The following is a 19,506-nucleotide window of genomic DNA, read 5'->3' as shown; positions in this document are numbered from 1 at the left end:
ATGGTACTGCACTCGACAGGGTGTGGGAGAGTAGGACACCGCCGGAACATCATTGCGAAAGGCCCTCCAGCATTGCTGGAGGGCCTTTTTGCGTTCCCGGACCCGTCACCTACAGTGCTGTGGTGCGCCTTGTCATTGCTCGTTGCCAGGTCGACTACGTCGGCCGACTGACCGCCCACCTTCCGATGGCTCGCCGGTTGCTGCTGATCAAGGCCGACGGCTCGGTGCTCGTGCACTCCGATGGCGGCTCGTACAAGCCGCTGAACTGGATGAGCCCGCCGTGCTGGCTGGAGGAACGCGATATCGCGACCCTGGTCCCCGCGGAGGTGCCCGACGGCGTGACGCCGCTGCGGGAGGGCAAGACGGCGGTGCCGGACAACATCAAGGCGCTGTGGGTGGTGACCAACAAGGCCGGCGAGGAACTGCGCATCTCCATCGAGGACATCGAGCACGATTCCTCGCACGAGCTCGGCGTCGACCCCGGTCTGGTCAAGGACGGCGTGGAAGCGCATCTGCAGGAGCTGCTGGCGGAACACGTGACGAAGCTCGGCGAGGGGTACACCCTCATCCGGCGCGAGTACATGACCGCCATCGGCCCGGTGGACCTGCTGTGCCGCGACGCCGACGGCGCGACGGTGGCCGTGGAGATCAAGCGGCGCGGCGAGATCGACGGCGTCGAACAGCTCACCCGGTACCTGGAACTGCTCAATCGCGACCCGCTGCTGGCGCCGGTCGCCGGCGTGTTCGCGGCGCAGCAGATCAAGCCGCAGGCGCGGACGTTGGCCGAGGACCGGGGAATCCGCTGCCTCACGCTCGATTACGACGAGCTGCGTGGCACGGAGAGCAACGTTTTCCGCCTCTTCTAGGCTGGGAGCCATGCCGCGACGTAAACCACGCTCAGGGCGACGTAGCGAGCCGGCGCCGATCGGTGACGTCTACGGGCGCACCGAGGACGGGCCGGGCGAGGAGACCTACATCGTCCGCACCGTTCCCGGTGCCAGGGCGGTCAAGACGTACCGGTGTCCCGGCTGCGACCACGAGATCGCGCCAGGGGTCGCCCATATCGTCGCCTGGGCCGCCGACGGCGGTGAGGACGACCGCAGGCACTGGCATCAGGGCTGCTGGAACGGCAGGCGCACCCGCGGCATCACCCGTCGCTGGTCCTGAGTCCCGAGACCACGAAAACCGAAGGCCGCCTCGAACATTCGAGGCGGCCTTCGGTTCTTCGGTTATGAGGGTGGAGCAATGTCGTCGTTGGTCCGACGTCAGTTGCTGATGTCGGCGCTCTCGCGGTCCTCGTCGACGATGTCCTCGTCGGCGTCGGCGACCTCGGGGATGGCCTTGGTCTGGCGGGAGCCCGAGACGGACTTGTTGTTGCCGTTGTTGCCGATCGACTTGCGCTCGGGGGCGCCGTCGAGCAGCTCGCTCTCGCGGTTGACCGCGGCGAGCATGGCGGGCACCGAGTCGAGCTGACCACGGATGCCGAGCAGCTGGGCCAGGACCCGACCGCGCAGCACGCGCATCTCCTCGGCCAGTTCCTTCGCGTGCGCGATCTTGCGCTCGGAGGTCTGGGTGGCGGAGCTGATGAGACGGTTCGACTCGTCGGTCGCGTCCTTGATCCGCTGGGCGGCCTCGGCGCGGCTGGTGGCCTCGAGCTCCTCCATGGCACGAGTCAGCTTGGTGCGCCGATCGTTCATGGTGGCCTCGAAGTCCTGCTGGGTGGCCTTGCGCTTGGCCTCGGCCTCCTTGCCGAGACGTTCCACATCGGCCTGCGCGGCCTCGATGATCTTGGCGGACTCGGTGCGCGCGTTCGCGAGGGTCTGCTCGAACTCGATCTCGAGCGCCTCGCGCTTCTCCTTGGTCTCCGCGAGCAGCGACTCGTACTTGCCACGCATCTCGGTGGCCTGCTGCTCGGCGATCGACACCATCTCGGCGGCTTCGGCCTGCGCCAGCGCACGGACCTCGGACGCTTCGTCCGAGGCCAGGCGCAGCATGCGCGAGATACGGTCGGACATTCCTTCGGCGGTGGTCGGCGGCACGGACAGCCGGTCGACCTCCTTGCGGAGCTCGTCGATCTCGTCCCGCGCGTCTTCCAGCTGGCTGGCGAGATTCCGGGCCTGCGCGGCGGCAGCATCCCGGTCGGTGGCGGTGACGCGGAGCTCGGCGTCGAAGCGGTCGAAGTAGTTGCGCACCTCGTCTTGCGCATAACCCTTGCGCACAACGGTGAAGGGCAGTGCAACGAAGCGATTGCGATCGGACTCAGGTGACGACATGGCACACAAAATACAGCCTCGAGCGAGCCTATGGAGACTCGACCGTGATTGTGATCTCGCCGAGATTTACCGACCGTATCCGCCTACTAGTGCGTAACATTCGGGTTCGGCTCGACGAGCTCCACCAGCACACCGCCAGCATCCTTCGGATGGATGAAATTGATGCGGGAATCGGCGGTGCCGTGACGAGGCGCTTCGTACAGCAAACGCAGGCCACGGTCACGCAGGAAGGCCGAAACCGCCTCGATGTCGGTGACCCGGTAGGCCAGCTGCTGCAGGCCCGGCCCGCTGCGGTCGATGAACTTGGCGATCGTGGACTCCGGGGTCAGCGGGGCCAGCAACTGCAGGGCGGTCGCCCGGTCGGCCGCGGCGGGGCACGACAGCATCGCCTCGACGACGCCCTGGGCCTCGTTGACCTCGCGGTGGGTCTCGACCATGCCGAGATTGTCGGTGTACCAGGCGACGGCCGCGTCGAGGTCGGGCACGGCGATGCCCACGTGGTCGACGGCGATGACGTAGTCGGCGGGGATGATGTTCTCGTTGCTCACCCCTCGAAGCTAGCGCGTACCTGGGTGCCAGGTGTCGTCCGATACCGGTTACCGTTGAGTGCAACCCTTGACGTGCGCGGCTGACCGCCGTGTGCGTCGCGGCGAGGTTCGACTCAATGAATGCGAGGCTTTCGTGACGACTTCTGTCATCGTGTCCGGTGCGCGTACCCCGGTCGGCAGGCTCCTGGGCGGTCTGAAGGACTTCAAGGCCTCGGATCTGGCCGGTGTGGCGATCAAGGCGGCGCTGGAGAAGGGTGGTGTGGCGCCCGAGCAGGTCGACTACGTCATCCTCGGTCAGGTGCTGTCGGCCGGTGCCGGGCAGCTGCCCGCCCGCCAGGCGGCGATCGCCGCGGGCATCCCGATGGATGTGCCCTCGCTGCTGATCAACAAGGTCTGCCTGTCGGGCATCAACGCGATCGCGCTGGCCGATCAGCTGATCCGCGCCGGTGAGCACGAGATCGTCGTGGCCGGTGGCATGGAGTCGATGAGCCAGACCCCGCACCTGCTGCCCAAGAGCCGTGAGGGCCACAAGTACGGCGACACCACCCTGGTCGACCACATGGCCTACGACGGCCTGCACGACGTGATCACCGACCAAGCGATGGGTCTGCTGACCGAGGAGCGCAACGACCTGGACAAGGTCAGCCGCGAGGAGCAGGACGCGCTGGCCGCGGCCTCGCACCAGCGTGCCGCCGCCGCGTGGAAGAACGGCCTGTTCACCGACGAGGTCGTGCCGGTGGCCGTGCCGCAGCGCAAGGGTGATCCGGTCTATGTCAGCGAGGATGAGGGCATCCGCGCCGACACGACCGTCGAGTCGCTGGGCAAGCTGCGTCCGGCGTTCCGTAAGGACGGCACCGTGACCGCGGGCACCGCCTCGCAGATCTCCGATGGCGCGGCCGCGGTGATCGTGATGAGCAAGGCCAAGGCGCAGGAGCTGGGGCTGGAGTGGATCGCCGAGATCGGTGCCGCCGGTCAGGTCGCCGGTCCGGACTCGACCCTGCAGGACCAGCCGGCCAACGCCATCCTCGCCGCGTGCGCGAAGGAGGGCATCACCCCGGCCGAGCTGGATCTGATCGAGATCAACGAGGCCTTCGCGGCGGTCGGGGTGTCCTCGACCAAGAAGCTGGGTTTCGACCCGGAGAAGGTCAACGTCAACGGTGGCGCCATCTCGATCGGCCACCCGCTGGGTATGTCGGGTGCGCGTATCCTGCTGCACTTGGCGCTGGAGCTGAAGCGTCGCGGTGGCGGCGTGGGCGCGGCCGCGCTGTGTGGTGGTGGCGGTCAGGGCGACGCGCTCATCATCCGCGTCCCCGCCTGATTCGTTCCGACACGACGGGCCCTCGCGCTACCGAGCGTGGGGGCCCGTTTGTGTGAGCGGTCCAACTACGTGGTGTCGTAGATCATGCTGCACAATGGCTGGTATGGGTTTCTTCGATCTGCGGTCCACCGCCAGTCGTTTCCGGTTCTTCGCGGTGCTCGAGGCGCTGTCGTGGATCGGTCTGCTGACCGGCATGGCGTTCAAGTACCTGCCCGCCGAGGGCAACGAGATCGGCGTGAAGATCTTCGGGCCGGTGCACGGCGCGATCTTCATCCTGTTCGTGATCACCGCGCTGCTGGCCGCGCGCGAACTGAACTGGGGCTGGAAGACCACCGTGCTGGCGCTGGCGTCGAGCATTCCGCCGCTGTTCACCGTGGCCTTCGAGATCTGGGCCGTGCGCACCGGTCAGCTGGGCGAACTGAGCGCGGGCGCGACCAAGGGCTCCCCGGCAGCCGCGCCGACGGCTTCGTGACAAACTGGAAAGCGTGACTCGACCCGCTGCCCGTCGTCCTTCGCCCGCCGTCGCCGCCGCCATGTCCGGCGCGGTGGATCTGTCCGCGCTGAAGCAGCCGCCCGCCGCTCCCGGCGGCGCGCCTGCGGCCCCGGGGAACCATACGGTCACCGAGGCGGATTTCGAAGCCAAGGTCATCCGCCGCTCGATGCAGGTGCCCGTCGTGGTCGCGCTGTACTCACAGCGCAGCCCGGGCAGCGTCGAGCTGGTCCGCACGCTGGAGCGGCTCAACGCCGACGATCGCGGCGGCTGGGACCTGGCCGCGATCGAGGCCGAAGCGAACATGAACATCGTGCAGGCGCTGCGCGTGCAGGGCATCCCCACGGTGATCGCGGTCGCGGGCGGGCAGCCGCTGGCCGATTTCGAGGGCGCCCAGCCCGAGGCGCAGGTACGCCAGTGGCTCGACGCGGTGATGGACGCGACCGCGGGCAAGCTCGAGGGTGACCCGAACGCCGCGGGCGCGGCGCCCGAGGTCGAGGACCCGCGCTTCACCGCCGCCGAGGACGCACTCGCCGAGGGCGACATCGCCGGCGCCGAGGCGGCCTACGAGGCGATCCTGGTCGAGGAGCCCGGCAACGAGGAGGCCAAGGCCGCGCTGCGTCAGCTGCGCTTCCTGACCAGGGCCCAGCAGCTCGACCCGGCCGTGCTCGCCACCGCCGACGCCGATCCGGCGAACCTGGACGCCGCCCTCGACGCCGCCGACGTGGAACTGCTCGAGCAGCGCCCCGAGGCCGCCTTCGAGCGCATCATCGCGGCCATCAAGCGCACCGCGGGCGACGACCGCACCAGGGCGCGCACCCGGCTGCTCGAACTCTTCGAGCTGTTCGACCCGGCCGAGCCCTTCGTCGTCGCGGCCCGCCGCAAGCTCGCGACCGCGCTGTACTGACCTTCGTCCACGGGGCCGTCCCGGCTGAACTGCCGGGGCGGCCCCGTCGTATCTCCTGGTAGACCCGCGGCACCGGGCCGCGAGCTGACTCGAGGAGATACACCATGACCTCACTCGACCACTCGGGCGCGGTAGATCAGGCCGAGGTGGAAGCCTTCGCGGGAAAGATGGTCGAGGTGCTCGATCACGCGAGCACCGCGCTGATGATCAGCATGGGCCACCAGGTCGGCCTGTTCGACACGATGGCCGCCAACCCGGCCGCGACCAGCCCGGACCTCGCCGCGGCCGCGGGCCTGGACGAACGCTACGTGCGCGAATGGCTCGGCGCCGTCACCACCGCCGGGATCGTGCGCTACGACCCGCCGACGGCCACCTACACGCTCCCGCCCGCGCACGCGGCCAGTCTGACCAGGGCCGCGGGACCGGACAATCTCGCCAGGGTCATGCAGTTCATCGGGCAGCTCGGTGAGGTGGAACCCAAGATCGTCGAGCGGTTCCGGATCGGTGGCGGCCTGTCCTACGACGACTACGCCCGCTTCCACGCGCTGATGGCCGAGGAGAGCGCCGAGGTGTTCGACGCCGCGCTGCTCGACGTCATCCTGCCGATGGCGCCCGGGCTGACCGATCGGCTGCTGATGGGGATCGACGTCGCCGACATCGCCTGCGGCAGCGGACACGCGGTGAACCTGATGGCGCGGGCCTTCCCGGCCAGCCGGTTCCGCGGCTACGACTTCTCCGCCGACGCGATCGCGGCGGGGCGGGCCGAGGCGGCGGCGATGGGCCTGACCAACGTCGAGTTCGTCGAGCAGGACGTGGCGGCACTGCACGCGCCCGAGTCCTGCGATCTGATCACCGTGTTCGACGCCATCCACGATCAGGCGCACCCGGCGCTGGTGCTGGCCAATATCGCGACGGCGTTGCGCGCCGACGGTGTGTTCCTGATGGTCGACGTGCACGCGTCGAGCGTGCTCGAGGAGAACCTGGACCTGCCGCTGGGCCCGTTCCTCTACGCGGTGTCGACGATGCACTGCATGTCGGTGTCGCTGGGGCAGGGCGGCGACGGGCTCGGCACGGTGTGGGGCGAACAGCGCGCGCTGGCGATGCTCGCCGACGCCGGTTTCACCGAGGTCAGCACCAGCCACGTCGACGGTGATCCGCTCAATACCTACTACCTCGCGAGCAAGGGCTGAGCCGCCGCCGCTGCTACGGTCGGAACATGGGCTCCAAGAACGACATTCAGCACCGGATCGTCACCACGTTCCAGCGGCCGCTCAATGTGGTCGCGCGGCGGCTGCCCGGCCAGCAGCTGCTCGAGACCACCGGCCGGGTGAGCGGGCAGCCGCGGACGACGCCGATCGGCGGGCGCCGGGTCGGTGACCAGTTCTGGCTGGTCTCCGAATTCGGCGAGCGCTCGCAGTATGTCCGCAACATCCTCGCCGACAACCGGGTCCGGGTGCGGCTGCGCGGGCACTGGCACAACGGCGTCGCCCACCTGGTGCCCGACGACGACCCGCACGCCCGGCTGCGCGAGCTGCCGCGCTACAACAGCGCCGCTGTGCGCACGGTCGGGACCGACCTGCTCACGATCCGGATCGAGCTGACCGACTAGCGTTCGGCGGCCAGCCAGACCGCGCTGTTGGCGGCCATGGTGACGGTGGCCGAGGCGGGCCTGCCGTGCCAGGGGGTGTCCTCGGCGCGGACTCCGCCGAGGTTGCCGACGCCGGACCCGCCGTACTCCTGGGCGTCGGTATTGAGGACTTCGCGCCAGAACCCGGTGTGCGGCAGGCCGATCCGGTAGTTCTCCCTGGTCGACCCGGAGAAGTTGAAGACGCAGGCGACGGCGCTGCCGTCGGCACCCCAGCGCAGGAACGCGAAGACGTTGGCGGCGCTGTCGTCGGCCTCGATCCAGGAGTGCCCGCCGGGTGTGGTGTCCTGACTCCACAGCGCCGGGTGCGCGGTGTAGGTGCGGTTGAGATCGCCGACCATCGTCGAGATGCCCTGGTGCAGTGGGTTGTCCAGTTCCTGCCAGTCCAGGCCGCGATCGTTGTCCCACTCGCGGAACTGGCCGAACTCCTGGCCCATGAACAGCAGTTGCTTGCCGGGGTGTGCCCACATGTAGGCCAGCAGGGCGCGCACGCCGCTCGCCTTGGCGAAGTCGTCGCCGGGCATCCTGGTCCACAGGGTGCCCTTGCCGTGCACGACCTCGTCGTGGCTGATCGGCAGCACGTAGTTCTCGCTCCACGCGTAGACCAGGGAGAACGTCATCTCGTTGTGGTGCCAGGACCGGTGGATCGGGTCGCGGCCCAGGTAGCCGAGGGTGTCGTGCATCCAGCCCATGTTCCACTTCATGGTGAAACCGAGACCGCCGACATCGGTGCCGCGGGTGACGCCGGGCCAGGTGGTCGACTCCTCGGCGACGGTGACGACGCCGGGATACGCGCGATGCACGGTGTCGTTGAGCTCCTGGAGGAAGTCGACGGCTTCCAGATTCTCCCTGCCGCCGTAGACATTCGGCTCCCAGCCGCCGTCGGGCCGCGAGTAGTCCAGGTAGAGCATGGAGGCCACCGCGTCCACGCGCAGGCCGTCGATGTGGAACTCCTCGATCCAGAAGGCAGCGTTGGCGACCAGGAAGTTGCGCACCTCGTTGCGACCGAAGTCGAAAACGTAGGTGCCCCAGTCGAGTTGCTCGCCGCGGCGCGGGTCGGGGTGCTCGTAGAGCGGGGTGCCGTCGAAGCGGGCCAGCGCCCATTCGTCGCGCGGGAAGTGCGCGGGCACCCAGTCGAGCAGCACGCCGATGCCCGCGTTGTGCAGGTGGTCGACGAAGTAGCGGAAGTCGTCGGGGCCGCCGAAGCGGGAGGTGGGGGCGTAGTAGGAGGTGACCTGGTAGCCCCAGGACCCGCCGAACGGGTGCTCGGCGACCGGCAGCAGTTCGACGTGGGTGAACCCGGTCGCGCGCGCGTACTCGGCCAGCTGTTCGGCCAGGGCGCGATAGCCGAGGCCGGGCCGCCACGAGCCGAGGTGCACCTCGTAGACGCTCATGGGGGAGCGGACGGCGTCGGCGGCGGCCCGGCGGTCCAGCCACGCGCTGTCGGTCCACACGTGGTCGGCCCGGCTGACCACCGAGGCGGTCGCGGGCGGGACCTCGGTCGCGAAGGCCAGCGGGTCGGCGTGATCGACGACGCGGCCGTCGGCGCCGTGCACCCGGTACTTGTAGCGCGTGCCCGGCCCGACACCGGGCACGAACACCTCCCACACCCCGGACGACCCGAGCGCGCGCATCGGCGCGGAGTTGCCGCTCCAGTGGTCGAAATCGCCGAAGACGGTGACGCCGCGCGCATTCGGCGCCCACACCGCGAACGAGGTGCCGTCGACATCGCCGTCGAGGGTGGTGTAGTGCCGTGGGTGCGCGCCGAGCACCTCCCACAGCCGGGTGTGCCGACCCTCGCCGATGAGGTGCAGGTCGAACTCGCCGACGGTGGGCAGGAAGCGGTAGCCGTCGGCGGTGATCACCGTCTGGCCGCCGGGATAGGCGGTGCGCACGCGGTAGTCGTCGACCTGTGGATACGGCAGGACGGCGGCGAACACGCCATGCCCCAGCGACTTCAGCGGATGCTCGGTGGTGCCGACCAGCACGGTCACCGACTCGGCGTGCGGGCGCAGCACCCGGATCGCGGTGCCGTCCGGTTGCGGGTGCGCGCCGAGGACGGTGTGCGGGTCGGGGTGGGTGCCCGCCGCCAGCAGCATCAGGTCGCGGCGTTTCATCAGAACGTCCGGCGGTAGGCCAGGGGGGCGCGCGCGGCGGCGGGCACGGCGGGCAGCGCGAGGATGTGGGCGGGGGCCCGCGCCGGGTCCAGGCGCACGAAATTGCGCTGGCCCCAGTGGTATTCCTCGCCGGTGACCTCGTCGAACACCACCGGGTGGTCGTGCCACTCGCGGCCGATCGCGGGCAGGTCGAGCGAGATGTGGCCCTGCTCGGCGCCGTAGGGGTTGAGGTTGACGATCACCAGCACCGCGTCGCCGGAGGCCGGATCGATCTTGGAGTAGGCCAGCAGCGCGTCGTTGTCGATCTCGTGGAAGTGGATGCAGCGCAGCTGCTGCAACGCGGGATGGGCGCGGCGGATCTCGTTGAGCCTGGTCAACCACGGTTCCAGGGACTCGCCGCGGGCCAGCGCGCCGGTGAAGTCGCGCGGGCGCAGCTCGTACTTCTCCGAGTCCAGGTACTCCTCGCTGCCCGCGCGCACGGCCTCGTGCTCGAACAGCTCGTAGCCGGAGTACACGCCCCAGGTGGGTGCGAGGGTCGCGGCGAGGACCGCGCGCAGGGCGAACATGCCGGGACCGCCGTGCTGCAGGCTCTCGTGCAGGATGTCGGGGGTGTTCACGAACAGGTTCGGCCTGGCCTCGTCGGCCTTGGCCGCGAGCTCGGTGCCGAATTCGGCCAGCTCCCACTTGAAGACGCGCCAGGTGAAATAGGTGTAGGACTGGCTGAATCCGCGCCGCGCCAGACCGTAGAGCCGGGCCGGGCGGGTGAACGCCTCGGACAGGAAGATCACGTCGGGGTCGGTGCGGCGCACCTGCGCGATCAGCCACTCCCAGAAGTCGGCGGGCTTGGTGTGCGGGTTGTCCACGCGGAAGATGATGACGCCGAGGGCGATCCAGTGCCGGACCACCCGCAGCACCTCGGCGTAGAGGCCGTCGGGGTCGTTGTCGAAGTTGACCGGATAGATGTCCTGGTACTTCTTCGGCGGGTTCTCCGCGAAGGCGATGGTGCCGTCGGGCAGGGTGGTGAACCACTCCGGATGCGCCTGGACCCACGGGTGGTCGGGGGCGCACTGCAGGGCCAGGTCGATCGCGACCTCGAGGCCGAGACCTGTTGCGGTGGCGACGAAGTCGACGAAATCGGCCTCGGTGCCGAGCAGTGGGTTGGTGGCGTCGTGGCCGCCGTCGGCCGAACCGATCGCCCACGGTGATCCGACGTCACCCGGCTCGGTGGTGAGCGCGTTGTTGCGGCCCTTGCGGTTGATCTCGCCGACCGGGTGGATCGGCGGCAGGTAGACGACGTCGAAGCCCATGCCCGCGATGCGGGGGAGTTCGCGCGCTGCGGTCGCGAAGGTGCCGTGCACGGGATGGCCGTCGGCGTCGCGGCCGCCGGTCGAGCGCGGGAAGAACTCGTACCAGGACCCGACCAGCGCGCGCCTGCGTTCGACCAGCACCGAATGCTGGGCGCCGCGGGTGACCATCTCGCGCAGCGGGGTCGCGCGCAGGATCTCGGCGACCTCCTCGCTGAACGCCGGGGCGACCCTGGCCGGCAGTTGCTCGTCGCCGCGCAGCGCGGTGGCGGCGGCGCGCAACCGTTCGAACTGCTTCTTGGGCACCGCCTGGGCGGCCCGCTCGAACAGGGTGGCGCCGATCTCGAGATCGTTGGCCAGGTCGAGGGCGGTCTGGCCGACCGCGAGTTTGGCCTCCACGGCCGAGCGCCAGGTCGCGATCGGATCGCTCCAGCCCTCGACCCGGAAGGTCCACACGCCGGGGGTGTGCGGGGTGAACAGGCCGTTGAAGACGTCGGGCTCGTAGTCGGGGGTCATCCGCAGGCGGGTGATCCGGGACGAGCCGGGCGCGCGCACCGCCAGCGTCGCCGCCACGGCGTCGTGCCCCTCGCGCCACACCACGGCGCGGACGGGAAACACCTCGCCGACGGCGGCCTTGGCCGGGCGGCCGCCGGGGATGGACGGGGCGATGTCATCTATGGCAATCCGGCCGGTCACCGCACAAACCTACTGCATTTCCGCCGACCGGGCGCTGAGCGCCGCAACCCGCGGACCAGCCGAGAACGCGGGCCGCCTCCGCTCAGCGGGCGTCCGCGGCCAGGCCGAGGCCGAGGGCGACCAAGATCGCGGCCAGGGTCCGTTCCACGCGTTGGCGGATGGCGGCGCGGCGCAGCCAGGCACCCGCCCGATCGGCGGCCAGGACGACCGCGACGCACCAGGCCCCGTCCAGGATCACCTGGATGGTGGCCAGGATCAGCAGGGTGGGCAGCACCGGTCCTTCGGTCGGCAGGAACTGCGGCAGGATCGTGATGCCGAAGACCGCGGCCTTGGGGTTGGCGGCGATCGAGAGGAGCGACGCGCGGAAGGCGGCGGCGGGGGTGTTGCCGCCGGGGAGTTTCGCCGTCAGGGCGGCGCCGAAATCGTCGTCGGCGCCGCGGGCGTGGCGCCAGGCCTGGACGCCGAGCCAGATCAGCACCGCCGCGCCGACGACGTGCATCGCCGTGTTCAGCCACCGGTTCGCCGCCAGCAGGATCGACAGCCCCGTGCCGCCGGCGAGCGTCCAGCCGAGTACGCCGATCTCGTTGCCCGCGACCGCGGCCAGCCCCGCGCGTCGGCCGTCGCGCACCGAGCGCTGCAGGAACAGCGCGGTCGCCGGGCCCGGCAGGGCGGCCAGGATCAGCGAGGCGAGCAGGAATTCGGGCAGGACATCGACCCAGTGCGGCATCGCTGCATGGTGACATGGGTTCGGCGGTGGCTGCCAGCGGTTTGTGGCGGTCAGGTGGTGCGCAGTCCCGCGAGGAGCTTGTCCAGGGCGGTGATGGTGTCGGGGAGCGCGCCGGGGTCGGCGGTGGTGGCGAGCCAGAGGGCGGCCTCGTTCATCGCGCCGGAGAGCAGCTGGGTGAGGGGAGCGATCGGCTGTGGCGCCAGGATGCCCGCGTCGACCAGGGCTGCCAGGGCCTCGTGCAGGTGCCGGGCCGAGTTGGCCTCGTCCAGGGCGCGCCATTCGTGCCAGCCGAGCACGGCGGGTCCGTCGATCAGCATGATCCGCTGGACCAGGGGATCGGCGCTGGCCCGGAGGAACGCGGCGCATCCGGTGGTCAGCTGGGCCCACGGATCGCGCTCGGCGTCGGCGGCCGCGGCGACCTGCTCGCCGACCTCCTGCTGCACCTGGGTGAGGACCGCGCGGAACAGCTCGGCCTTGCTGTCGAAGTGGTGGTAGAGCGCGCCCTTGGTGACACCCGACGCCGACACGATCTCCGACAGGCCAACGGCGGCATAGCCTTTCGCGGCGAACAGCCGCCTGCTCTGCGTCACCAGCACCCGCCGCGTCTCCTCGCGCTGTCGTGCCCGCGCCGTGGCTGTCATCCGCCGTCCTCCCATTGACCTACCAGTGGTATGTGAACTAGCCTACGACACATACCATCGGTATGTGAAAGGAAAAGTCATGGCACTGAGCAGCTTCTACCCGGTTCTGGCCACCTCCCGGATCGCGGAGTCCCGCGACTTCTACACGCGCTGGTTCGGCTTCGAGATCACCTTCGAGGCCGACTGGTACGTCAGCCTCCGCCGCCCCGCCCGCGACGCCGAGCCCGCCTACGAACTGGCCCTGCTCGATCCCACCCACCCCACCATCCCCGAGGGCTACGGCAAGCCGGTCCAGGGTCTGGTCCTGAACTTCGAGGTCGACGACGTCGACGCCGAATGGCACCGTCTGGTCGAAACCGGCGGCCTGCACCCCGAACTCGCGCTCCGCACCGAGGACTTCGGCCAGCGCCACTTCATCGTCAGCGACCCCTCGGGCGTCCTGATCGACGTCATCACGGAGGTCCCGCCCACTCCCGAGTTCGCCGCCCAGTTCACCGGGTAGAACCGGCTGGATCGACGACGCTCGGGCTCCCGAACAGCATCCGGGCGCGACACTCGGTACTCTTTGGCGGGTGAAGGCACTTCGTCGGTTCACTGTCCGTGCCCATCTGCCGGAGCGGCTCACCGCGCTGGGCGAGTTGTCGACGAACCTGCGGTGGTCGTGGCACGGCCCGACGCAGGATCTGTTCGCCGACCTCGACCCGGAGCTGTGGCGCGCGGTCGGCCAGGATCCGGTTCGGATGCTGGGTGAGGTGCCCGCCGAGCGGCTCGACGCGCTCGCCGCCGATGCCGGGTATGTCGCCCGGGTGGACGCGGCCGCCGACGGGCTGCGCGACTATCTGGCGCGGCCGCGCTGGTTCCAGCAGCAGACCGGGACGAATGTCGCCGGGATCGCCTACTTCTCGATGGAGTTCGGTGTCACCGAGGTGCTGCCGAACTACTCGGGTGGGCTGGGCATCCTGGCCGGTGACCATCTCAAGGCCGCCTCCGATCTGGGTCTGCCGCTGATCGGCGTCGGGCTGCTGTACCGCTCCGGGTATTTCCGGCAGTCGCTGTCGGCCGACGGCTGGCAGATGGAGCACTACCCGGCGCTGGACCCGCAGGGTCTGCCGCTGCGGCTGCTCACCAGCGACGGCTCGCCGGTGCTGATCCATGTCGGCATGCCGGAGGGCCGGGTGCTGCGGGCGCGGGTGTGGATCGCCCAGGTGGGCCGGATCCCGCTGCTGCTGCTCGATTCCGATATCGCCGAGAACGATCCGGAGCTGCGCGCGGTCACCGACCGGCTCTACGGCGGCGATCAGGACCACCGGATCAAGCAGGAGATCCTGGCCGGGATCGGTGGGGTCCGCGCGGTGCGCGCCTACACCCGCGCCAACGGGCTGCCCGATCCCGACGTGTTCCATATGAACGAGGGCCACGCCGGCTTCCTCGGGGTGGAGCGGATCCGGGAATTCATCGCGGGCGGACTGGATTTCGACACCGCTTTGGCTGCGGTCCGGGCAGGCACCGTGTTCACCACGCACACCCCGGTGCCCGCGGGCATCGACCGGTTCCCGATGCCGCTCGTGCGCCGCTACTTCGGTGGCGCGCACGGTGAGTCCGAATCCGCGCTGCTGCCGGGGCTGTCGGTCGACCGGATCCTGGCGTTCGGCCGGGAATCCGATCCCTCCGTGTTCAACATGGCGCACATGGGTCTGCGCATGGCCCAGCGCGCCAACGGTGTCTCGAAGCTGCACGGCGAGGTCAGCCGGGACATGTTCGCCGGGCTGTGGCCGGGCTTCGACGCGGCCGAGGTGCCGATCGGTTCGGTCACCAACGGCGTGCACGCGCCGACCTGGGCGGCCAGGGAATGGATCGACAAGGCGCGCGAGCTGGTCGGCCCGGAGCTGGTCGAGGAGGCGCGCGGCTGGGAGAAGCTCAGCGATGTCGATCTCGGGCAGCTGTGGTCGACGCGCAACACCCTGCGCGGCGTCCTGATCGAGGAGGTGCGCCGCAGGCTGCGCGAGTCGTGGCATCAGCGCGGCGCGGCCGACGCGGAACTGGGCTGGATCGACGAGGTCTTCGACCCCTCGGTGCTCACCGTCGGGTTCGCCCGGCGCGTGCCCACCTACAAGCGGCTGACCCTGATGCTGCGCGACCCCGAGCGGCTGCGCGCGCTGCTGCTCGATCCCGAGCGGCCGGTGCAGCTGGTGGTCGCGGGCAAGAGCCATCCCGCCGACGACGGCGGCAAGGCGCTGATCCAGCAGGTCGTGCGCTTCGCCGACGATCCGGCGGTGCGGCACCGCATCGTCTTCCTGCCCGACTACGACATGTCGATGGCCCGTTACCTCTACTGGGGTTGCGATGTGTGGCTGAACAATCCGCTGCGCCCGCTCGAGGCGTGCGGCACCTCCGGCATGAAGTCCGCGCTCAACGGCGGCCTCAACCTGTCCATCCGGGACGGCTGGTGGGACGAGATGTTCGACGGCGAGAACGGCTGGGCGATCCCCACCGCCGACGGCGTACGCGACGAGCACCGCCGCGACGATCTCGAGGCCGCGGCGCTCTACGAGCTCGTCGAGCGCACGGTCGCCCCGCGCTTCTACGACCGCGACGCGGCAGGCGTGCCAGTGCGCTGGACCGAGATGGTGCGCCACACCCTGCAGACCACCAGCCCGAAGGTGCTGGCCTCGCGGATGGTCCGCGATTACGCCGAGCAGTACTACGGCCCGGCGGCCGCCGCGTTCGGCCGGGCCGCCGCCGACGGATTCGCCGGCGCGGCGCAGGTCGCCGAGTACCGCAAGCGGGTCGACGCGGCCTGGTCGTCGGTGCGGGTGGCGCAGGTCGACAGTTCCGGCCTGCCCGACACCCCGGTGATCGGGGCGAAGCTGTCGCTGGAGGCGCGCGTCGAACTCGGCGGGCTGGCGCCCTCGGATGTCGTGGTGCAGGCGGTGCTCGGCCGGGTCTCGCCGGCCGACGACCTGTCCGACACCACCACCATCGAGATGACGCACACCGGGACCGACGAGGGCGTGGAGCTGTATGCCGTGCAGTCGCCGGTGCCGCTGTCGGGCGCCGTCGGCTACACCGTGCGTGTGCTGCCCCACAACGCGCTGCTCGCGTCGGATGCCGAACTGGGGCTGGTGGCCGTCGCGGGGGCGTGACCTGCGTCGTGACACGGATGCCGGGTTCTTCGATTCAGTGAACTTTCCGCTACCGTTCCTGGGCATCCTTCTTCTTTGAAATTCGGACTGGAGTGTCATGGCCAGCGATGTCGTTACCCGCGCCCGAGGGCGCATCGACGGATACTTCGGTGTCACGTCGAGCGGGTCCACCTTCCGGCGCGAGGCGATGGCGGGCACGATCACGTTCCTGGCGATGTCCTATGTGCTGGCGGTGAATCCGTCGATCCTCGGTGACGAGGGCGCCCTGGGCGACAAGGGCATTCCGATGCAGGCCGTGTTCACCGCGACGGCGGTGGCCGCGATCTTCGGCACCCTGGTCATGGGCATCTGGGCGCGGTACCCGATCGCGCTCGCGCCCGGCATGGGTCTCAACGCGTTCTTCGCGTACACGGTCGTGCTGAGCATGGGCATTCCGTGGCAGGTCGCCCTGTCGGGCACCCTGCTGTCGGGCATCATCTTCTTCATCCTGGCGATCACCAAGATCCGGGAACGAATCCTCAATGCCATTCCGCTGCAGATGAAGTTCGCGGTGGGCGCCGGCATCGGTCTGTTCGTCGCGTTCCTCGGGCTGAAGAACGCGGGCATCGTGGTCAACAGCGACGCGACCTTGGTCACGCTCGGTGACTTCACCAAGGGCACCACGCTGCTCGCCCTGTTCGGGCTGGTCGTCACGGTGGTCTTCCTGGTGATCGGCTGGCACGGCGCGGTGCTCTACGGCATCGTCGCGACCACGGTCCTGGGTATGGTCACCGGCCTGGTCGGCATCCCGGACGGGATCGCCGAGCTGCCCAAGGGCCTGGATCAGACCTTCGGCCAGGCGATCATCCATCTGCCCGACGCGTTCACCGGGCAGATGATCGTGGTGGTGCTCACCATGCTGTTCGTCGACTTCTTCGACGCCTCGGGCACCCTGATCGGTGTCGCCAACCAGGCGGGCCTGCTCAACAAGGACGGCACGCTGGCACGGGCGCGCAGCGCGATGGCCGCCGACTCGGTCGGCACGACGGCGGGCGCGATCATCGGTACCTCCACCACCACCGCCTATGTGGAATCGACCGCCGGTGTGTCGGCGGGCGGCCGAACCGGTGTCACCGCGATCACCACGGCGGGCTGGTTCGTGATCGCGATGTTCTGCTACCCGATCTTCTCGGTGATCGCCGGGTCGGCCGAGGTGACAGCGCCCGCGTTGATCGTGGTCGGCGTCTTGATGGCGCGCTCACTGGGCGAGATCGACTGGCAGCACCTCGAATACTCCGTACCCGCGTTCCTGACCGTGATCATGATGCCGCTGACCTATTCGATCGCCAACGGACTGGCGATGGGCATGATCTTCTACCCGGTGGTGATGGTCGCCCGGGGCCGGGTCAAGGAAGTCCATCCGGCCATGTGGGTTTTGATGGTGTTGTTCCTGGGGTACTTCTTCTTCCTCGTCGAGTAGGTGAACTCACCATAGCTGTGCCTATACTTAGGCTAGCCTAGCCAAGCTTGAAGGAGAGTTACCTATGAAGCGCTCGCTCGTTGCCGCGTCGATGGCGGTTGCCACCATCTTCGCGCCGGTCACCGCGGCCGTCGTCGCCACCGCTCCCGCCGCGATCGCCGCCCCGGCGACCCCGTCGGCCGGTGAGCTCCAGGGCAAGCTCCAGGCGGCCATGAACGGCTCCTCGGCCGAACTCGAGTCGGGCAACGCCGGTAGCCTCACCGTCGTTCGCGACACCGTCAACCGGATCCCGGGCTACAGCTGGGACGTCTCGGGCCCGGTCACCGTCGACGGTGACACCCTCTCGGCGACCCTGAACAGCCGCCTCGGCGACTACGCCTTCCCGATCCCGGTGACCTGGAAGAACATCGGCGGCACCTGGAAGCTGTCGCAGGAGTCGGAGAGCACCCTGGTCAGCTACGCGACCATGGCGTGGTGAACTGAGTCTTCGCGCAGAGGCCGCCCTTCGGGGCGGCCTTTCTGTTGTGTGTGAGCAGGGTCACGGAAGTGCCGGGGGTGGCGGGAAATAGTCGCGCCGGACCCGGGGTTGTGACCGGACGAGGCAATCGGACCGTGGTCCGGTTGCGGGCATGTATCGAATCGCAGATGAGGAAACGATGACCGACACCGCTACCCGCACCACTCCCGCTACTTCCCCCGCCACCGCCGACGAGGTCACCGCCGCCGGCATCGGCCTGCTGGTGCTGCGCGTGGGCTTCGGTGGCCTGATGGCCGCCTACGGCGCGCAGAAACTGTTCGGCTGGTTCAACGGCATGGGGTGGCAGACCACCACCGACAGCTTCGAGGCGATGGGCTACAACCCCGGCGTGCTCTTCGGCACGCTCGCCGGGCTCAGCGAGCTGGTCGGCGGCCTGCTGCTGGTATTCGGTCTGTTCACGCCGCTGGCCGCCGCCATCGTGCTCGGCACGATGATCAACGCGATCAATGTGCTGTGGGCCGGTGGCCTGTTCCCGGCCGACCCGTCGGTGACCGGCTACTCGACGCCGCTGGTCTACGCCATCGCCGCCGCCGGCCTGGCCTTCACCGGCCCGGGCCGCTTCTCGCTCGACGCGGGCCGTCCGTGGGCGCGCCAGGGTGTCGCCTGGGGCGGCGCGGCCGTGGCCGTCGCCGTGGTCGCCGCGGTGCTCACGCTGATCCTGAAGGCCGCGCTCTGAGCTGAGCGGCGTCGTTCGCGGCGGCGCGGTGACCGGTATCCGGTTGCCGCGCCGCCGCTTTCGTTCCCGGTGTGCGACGTTTCGTCATCGGCCGTATGCCCGCGGTTCCACGCAGTGCCCGCGCCTGTCGCCGGTAGCGGTTACCCTCGGCGACGGCGCTTGTCGAAGCGGCGCCACGCACCGTCCGCGCATCGAAGAGGAGAGCTGCGATGAAGGCTTACGACCTGGGTTTCGGGGATTCGGCGGACAAACTGGCGGAGACGCCCGGCGGTGAGCCGCTGACGCTCGACACGCCGGTGCGCTCCGGGTGGATCGGCAGCGACGGGCCCGCGATCGATCCGGCGAGCTGGCCGCGCGGGCCGGTCACCGGACTGCCGATGATGCACGCGCTCACCCTGCGACTGCCCGTCGACTATCAGCGCCGCGGGCCGAAATACCCGGCCATCGCCTTCTTCCAGGGCGAGGGGCAGTTCGCCGACGCGACCGACCCGATCGTGGCCGACGCGGCCGCCGACGATCCGGTCGCTCGCGAGCTGGTCTCGACCCGGCTGCACTCGCAGCTGCAGCTCCTGCACGACGAGATCGGCGGCGTCTTCGCGCTGGTCTGGCTGACCGAAGCGGAATTCGCCGCGGGCCCGGTCGCGCCGCCCGCCGACGTGCGCCTGCCCGGCTCGCCGGTCGCGAGCGACGAGGGCTGCAATGCCTGGGACGACGTGCATCCCACCATCGGCGTCTGGCTGGCCGAGCGCGTCGCCGACCCCAATATCGGTATCCCGCCGGTCGAATACGTCCCGAACTCGCGCTACCAGGACCCGCTCACCGAGGACTCCGGCTGGAACCCCTGGGCCGAGCCGCTGTTCGGCCGCTCCCACCTGGGCGGCACCGCGTTCCCCGTCCAGGCGCTCCCGGAGGGCCTGACCCCGTTCTACCTGGAGATCGAGGAGGTCTCCGGGATGAACTTCGGCGGCGGCAACGCCCAGCTCGACCTGGAGTCGGGCGTTTTCGACTGGGCCTGCGGGTAGCG

19 protein-coding genes are annotated in these 19,506 nt (G+C 69.6%); 13 read left to right on the top strand and 6 right to left on the bottom strand.

The features are described from left to right. Positions 1–122: 122 nt before the first annotated feature. Both nucS and ACFYWJ_RS34570 read left to right on the top strand, forming a co-directional pair. A complete protein-coding gene (nucS, locus tag ACFYWJ_RS34575; protein ID WP_355284260.1) occupies positions 123–866 on the top strand; it encodes an endonuclease NucS in 744 nt (247 codons plus the stop codon). A 10-nt stretch (positions 867–876) separates the two neighbouring features. Then, positions 877–1,167: an ATP/GTP-binding protein gene (locus tag ACFYWJ_RS34570; RefSeq protein ID WP_355284258.1), complete on the top strand. Its 291-nt coding sequence runs from the start codon at positions 877–879 to the stop codon at positions 1,165–1,167. Positions 1,168–1,265: 98 nt separating this feature from the next. Here ACFYWJ_RS34570 and ACFYWJ_RS34565 read toward each other — a convergent pair whose 3' ends face one another. Beyond that, on the bottom strand, positions 1,266–2,273 hold the full coding sequence (locus ACFYWJ_RS34565) for a hypothetical protein (protein WP_355284256.1): 1,008 nt from the start codon (positions 2,271–2,273) through the stop codon (positions 1,266–1,268). Positions 2,274–2,359: 86 nt separating this feature from the next. Then, positions 2,360–2,821, bottom strand: a complete 462-nt coding sequence (mce, locus tag ACFYWJ_RS34560; RefSeq protein WP_355284254.1) for a methylmalonyl-CoA epimerase — start codon at positions 2,819–2,821, stop codon at positions 2,360–2,362. A gap of 133 nt (positions 2,822–2,954) precedes the next feature. On the opposite strand from mce, the gene ACFYWJ_RS34555 reads away from it, so the two are divergent. The 5 genes from ACFYWJ_RS34555 to ACFYWJ_RS34535 all read left to right on the top strand — a co-directional run bounded on the left by ACFYWJ_RS34555 (position 2,955) and on the right by ACFYWJ_RS34535 (position 7,145). Continuing rightward, positions 2,955–4,139 carry an acetyl-CoA C-acetyltransferase gene (locus tag ACFYWJ_RS34555; protein ID WP_355284251.1) on the top strand — a complete coding sequence of 395 codons (1,185 nt, stop codon included), beginning with the start codon at positions 2,955–2,957 and terminating at the stop codon, positions 4,137–4,139. Between the two features lie 94 nt (positions 4,140–4,233). Further along, on the top strand, positions 4,234–4,611 hold the full coding sequence (locus ACFYWJ_RS34550; protein ID WP_355284249.1) for a DUF3817 domain-containing protein: 378 nt from the start codon (positions 4,234–4,236) through the stop codon (positions 4,609–4,611). Between the two features lie 61 nt (positions 4,612–4,672). Continuing rightward, positions 4,673–5,536 carry a tetratricopeptide repeat protein gene (locus tag ACFYWJ_RS34545; RefSeq protein ID WP_355284264.1) on the top strand — a complete coding sequence of 288 codons (864 nt, stop codon included), beginning with the start codon at positions 4,673–4,675 and terminating at the stop codon, positions 5,534–5,536. Positions 5,537–5,640: 104 nt separating this feature from the next. Then, positions 5,641–6,726 carry a methyltransferase domain-containing protein gene (locus tag ACFYWJ_RS34540; RefSeq protein ID WP_355284246.1) on the top strand — a complete coding sequence of 362 codons (1,086 nt, stop codon included), beginning with the start codon at positions 5,641–5,643 and terminating at the stop codon, positions 6,724–6,726. A 26-nt stretch (positions 6,727–6,752) separates the two neighbouring features. Continuing rightward, positions 6,753–7,145 carry a nitroreductase/quinone reductase family protein gene (locus ACFYWJ_RS34535; RefSeq protein ID WP_355284243.1) on the top strand — a complete coding sequence of 131 codons (393 nt, stop codon included), beginning with the start codon at positions 6,753–6,755 and terminating at the stop codon, positions 7,143–7,145. Here the strand turns inward: ACFYWJ_RS34535 and glgB are convergent. From glgB to ACFYWJ_RS34515, 4 genes are all read right to left on the bottom strand, one after another. Continuing rightward, complete coding sequence (glgB, locus tag ACFYWJ_RS34530) at positions 7,142–9,298, bottom strand: 1,4-alpha-glucan branching protein GlgB (protein ID WP_355284240.1); 2,157 nt, start codon at positions 9,296–9,298, stop codon at positions 7,142–7,144. The genes ACFYWJ_RS34535 and glgB overlap by 4 nt on opposite strands. Beyond that, entirely contained in the window at positions 9,298–11,298 is a 2,001-nt protein-coding gene (locus ACFYWJ_RS34525) for an alpha-1,4-glucan--maltose-1-phosphate maltosyltransferase (protein ID WP_355284237.1), read from the bottom strand. The genes glgB and ACFYWJ_RS34525 overlap by 1 nt, the downstream gene beginning before the upstream one ends. An 82-nt stretch (positions 11,299–11,380) precedes the next feature. Continuing rightward, positions 11,381–12,025 (bottom strand): LysE family translocator, encoded by a 645-nt coding sequence (locus ACFYWJ_RS34520; RefSeq protein WP_355284235.1) that lies wholly within the window; start codon positions 12,023–12,025, stop codon positions 11,381–11,383. A gap of 50 nt (positions 12,026–12,075) precedes the next feature. Then, a complete protein-coding gene (locus tag ACFYWJ_RS34515; RefSeq protein ID WP_355284233.1) occupies positions 12,076–12,666 on the bottom strand; it encodes a TetR/AcrR family transcriptional regulator in 591 nt (196 codons plus the stop codon). Between the two features lie 79 nt (positions 12,667–12,745). On the opposite strand from ACFYWJ_RS34515, the gene ACFYWJ_RS34510 reads away from it, so the two are divergent. The 6 genes from ACFYWJ_RS34510 (at position 12,746) to ACFYWJ_RS34485 (ending at position 19,504) form a co-directional block, all read left to right on the top strand. Continuing rightward, the gene (locus ACFYWJ_RS34510) at positions 12,746–13,168 is read left to right on the top strand and encodes a VOC family protein (protein ID WP_355284230.1); all 423 of its coding nucleotides are present in this window, start codon (positions 12,746–12,748) and stop codon (positions 13,166–13,168) included. Between the two features lie 70 nt (positions 13,169–13,238). Beyond that, on the top strand, positions 13,239–15,809 hold the full coding sequence (glgP, locus tag ACFYWJ_RS34505) for an alpha-glucan family phosphorylase (RefSeq protein ID WP_355284227.1): 2,571 nt from the start codon (positions 13,239–13,241) through the stop codon (positions 15,807–15,809). Between the two features lie 97 nt (positions 15,810–15,906). Next, on the top strand, positions 15,907–17,268 hold the full coding sequence (locus ACFYWJ_RS34500; RefSeq protein WP_355284224.1) for an NCS2 family permease: 1,362 nt from the start codon (positions 15,907–15,909) through the stop codon (positions 17,266–17,268). Between the two features lie 64 nt (positions 17,269–17,332). Continuing rightward, positions 17,333–17,746, top strand: a complete 414-nt coding sequence (locus tag ACFYWJ_RS34495) for a hypothetical protein (RefSeq protein ID WP_355284221.1) — start codon at positions 17,333–17,335, stop codon at positions 17,744–17,746. A 178-nt stretch (positions 17,747–17,924) separates the two neighbouring features. Next, complete coding sequence (locus tag ACFYWJ_RS34490; protein ID WP_355284218.1) at positions 17,925–18,482, top strand: DoxX family protein; 558 nt, start codon at positions 17,925–17,927, stop codon at positions 18,480–18,482. A 209-nt stretch (positions 18,483–18,691) separates the two neighbouring features. Next, entirely contained in the window at positions 18,692–19,504 is an 813-nt protein-coding gene (locus ACFYWJ_RS34485) for a hypothetical protein (protein WP_355284215.1), read from the top strand. The last annotated feature ends 2 nt before the right edge of the window (positions 19,505–19,506 follow it).

This window comes from Nocardia sp. NPDC003269 (assembly GCF_042888005.1).
Classification (GTDB): domain Bacteria; phylum Actinomycetota; class Actinomycetes; order Mycobacteriales; family Mycobacteriaceae; genus Nocardia.
This window is presented reverse-complemented; position numbering and strand designations above follow the sequence as displayed.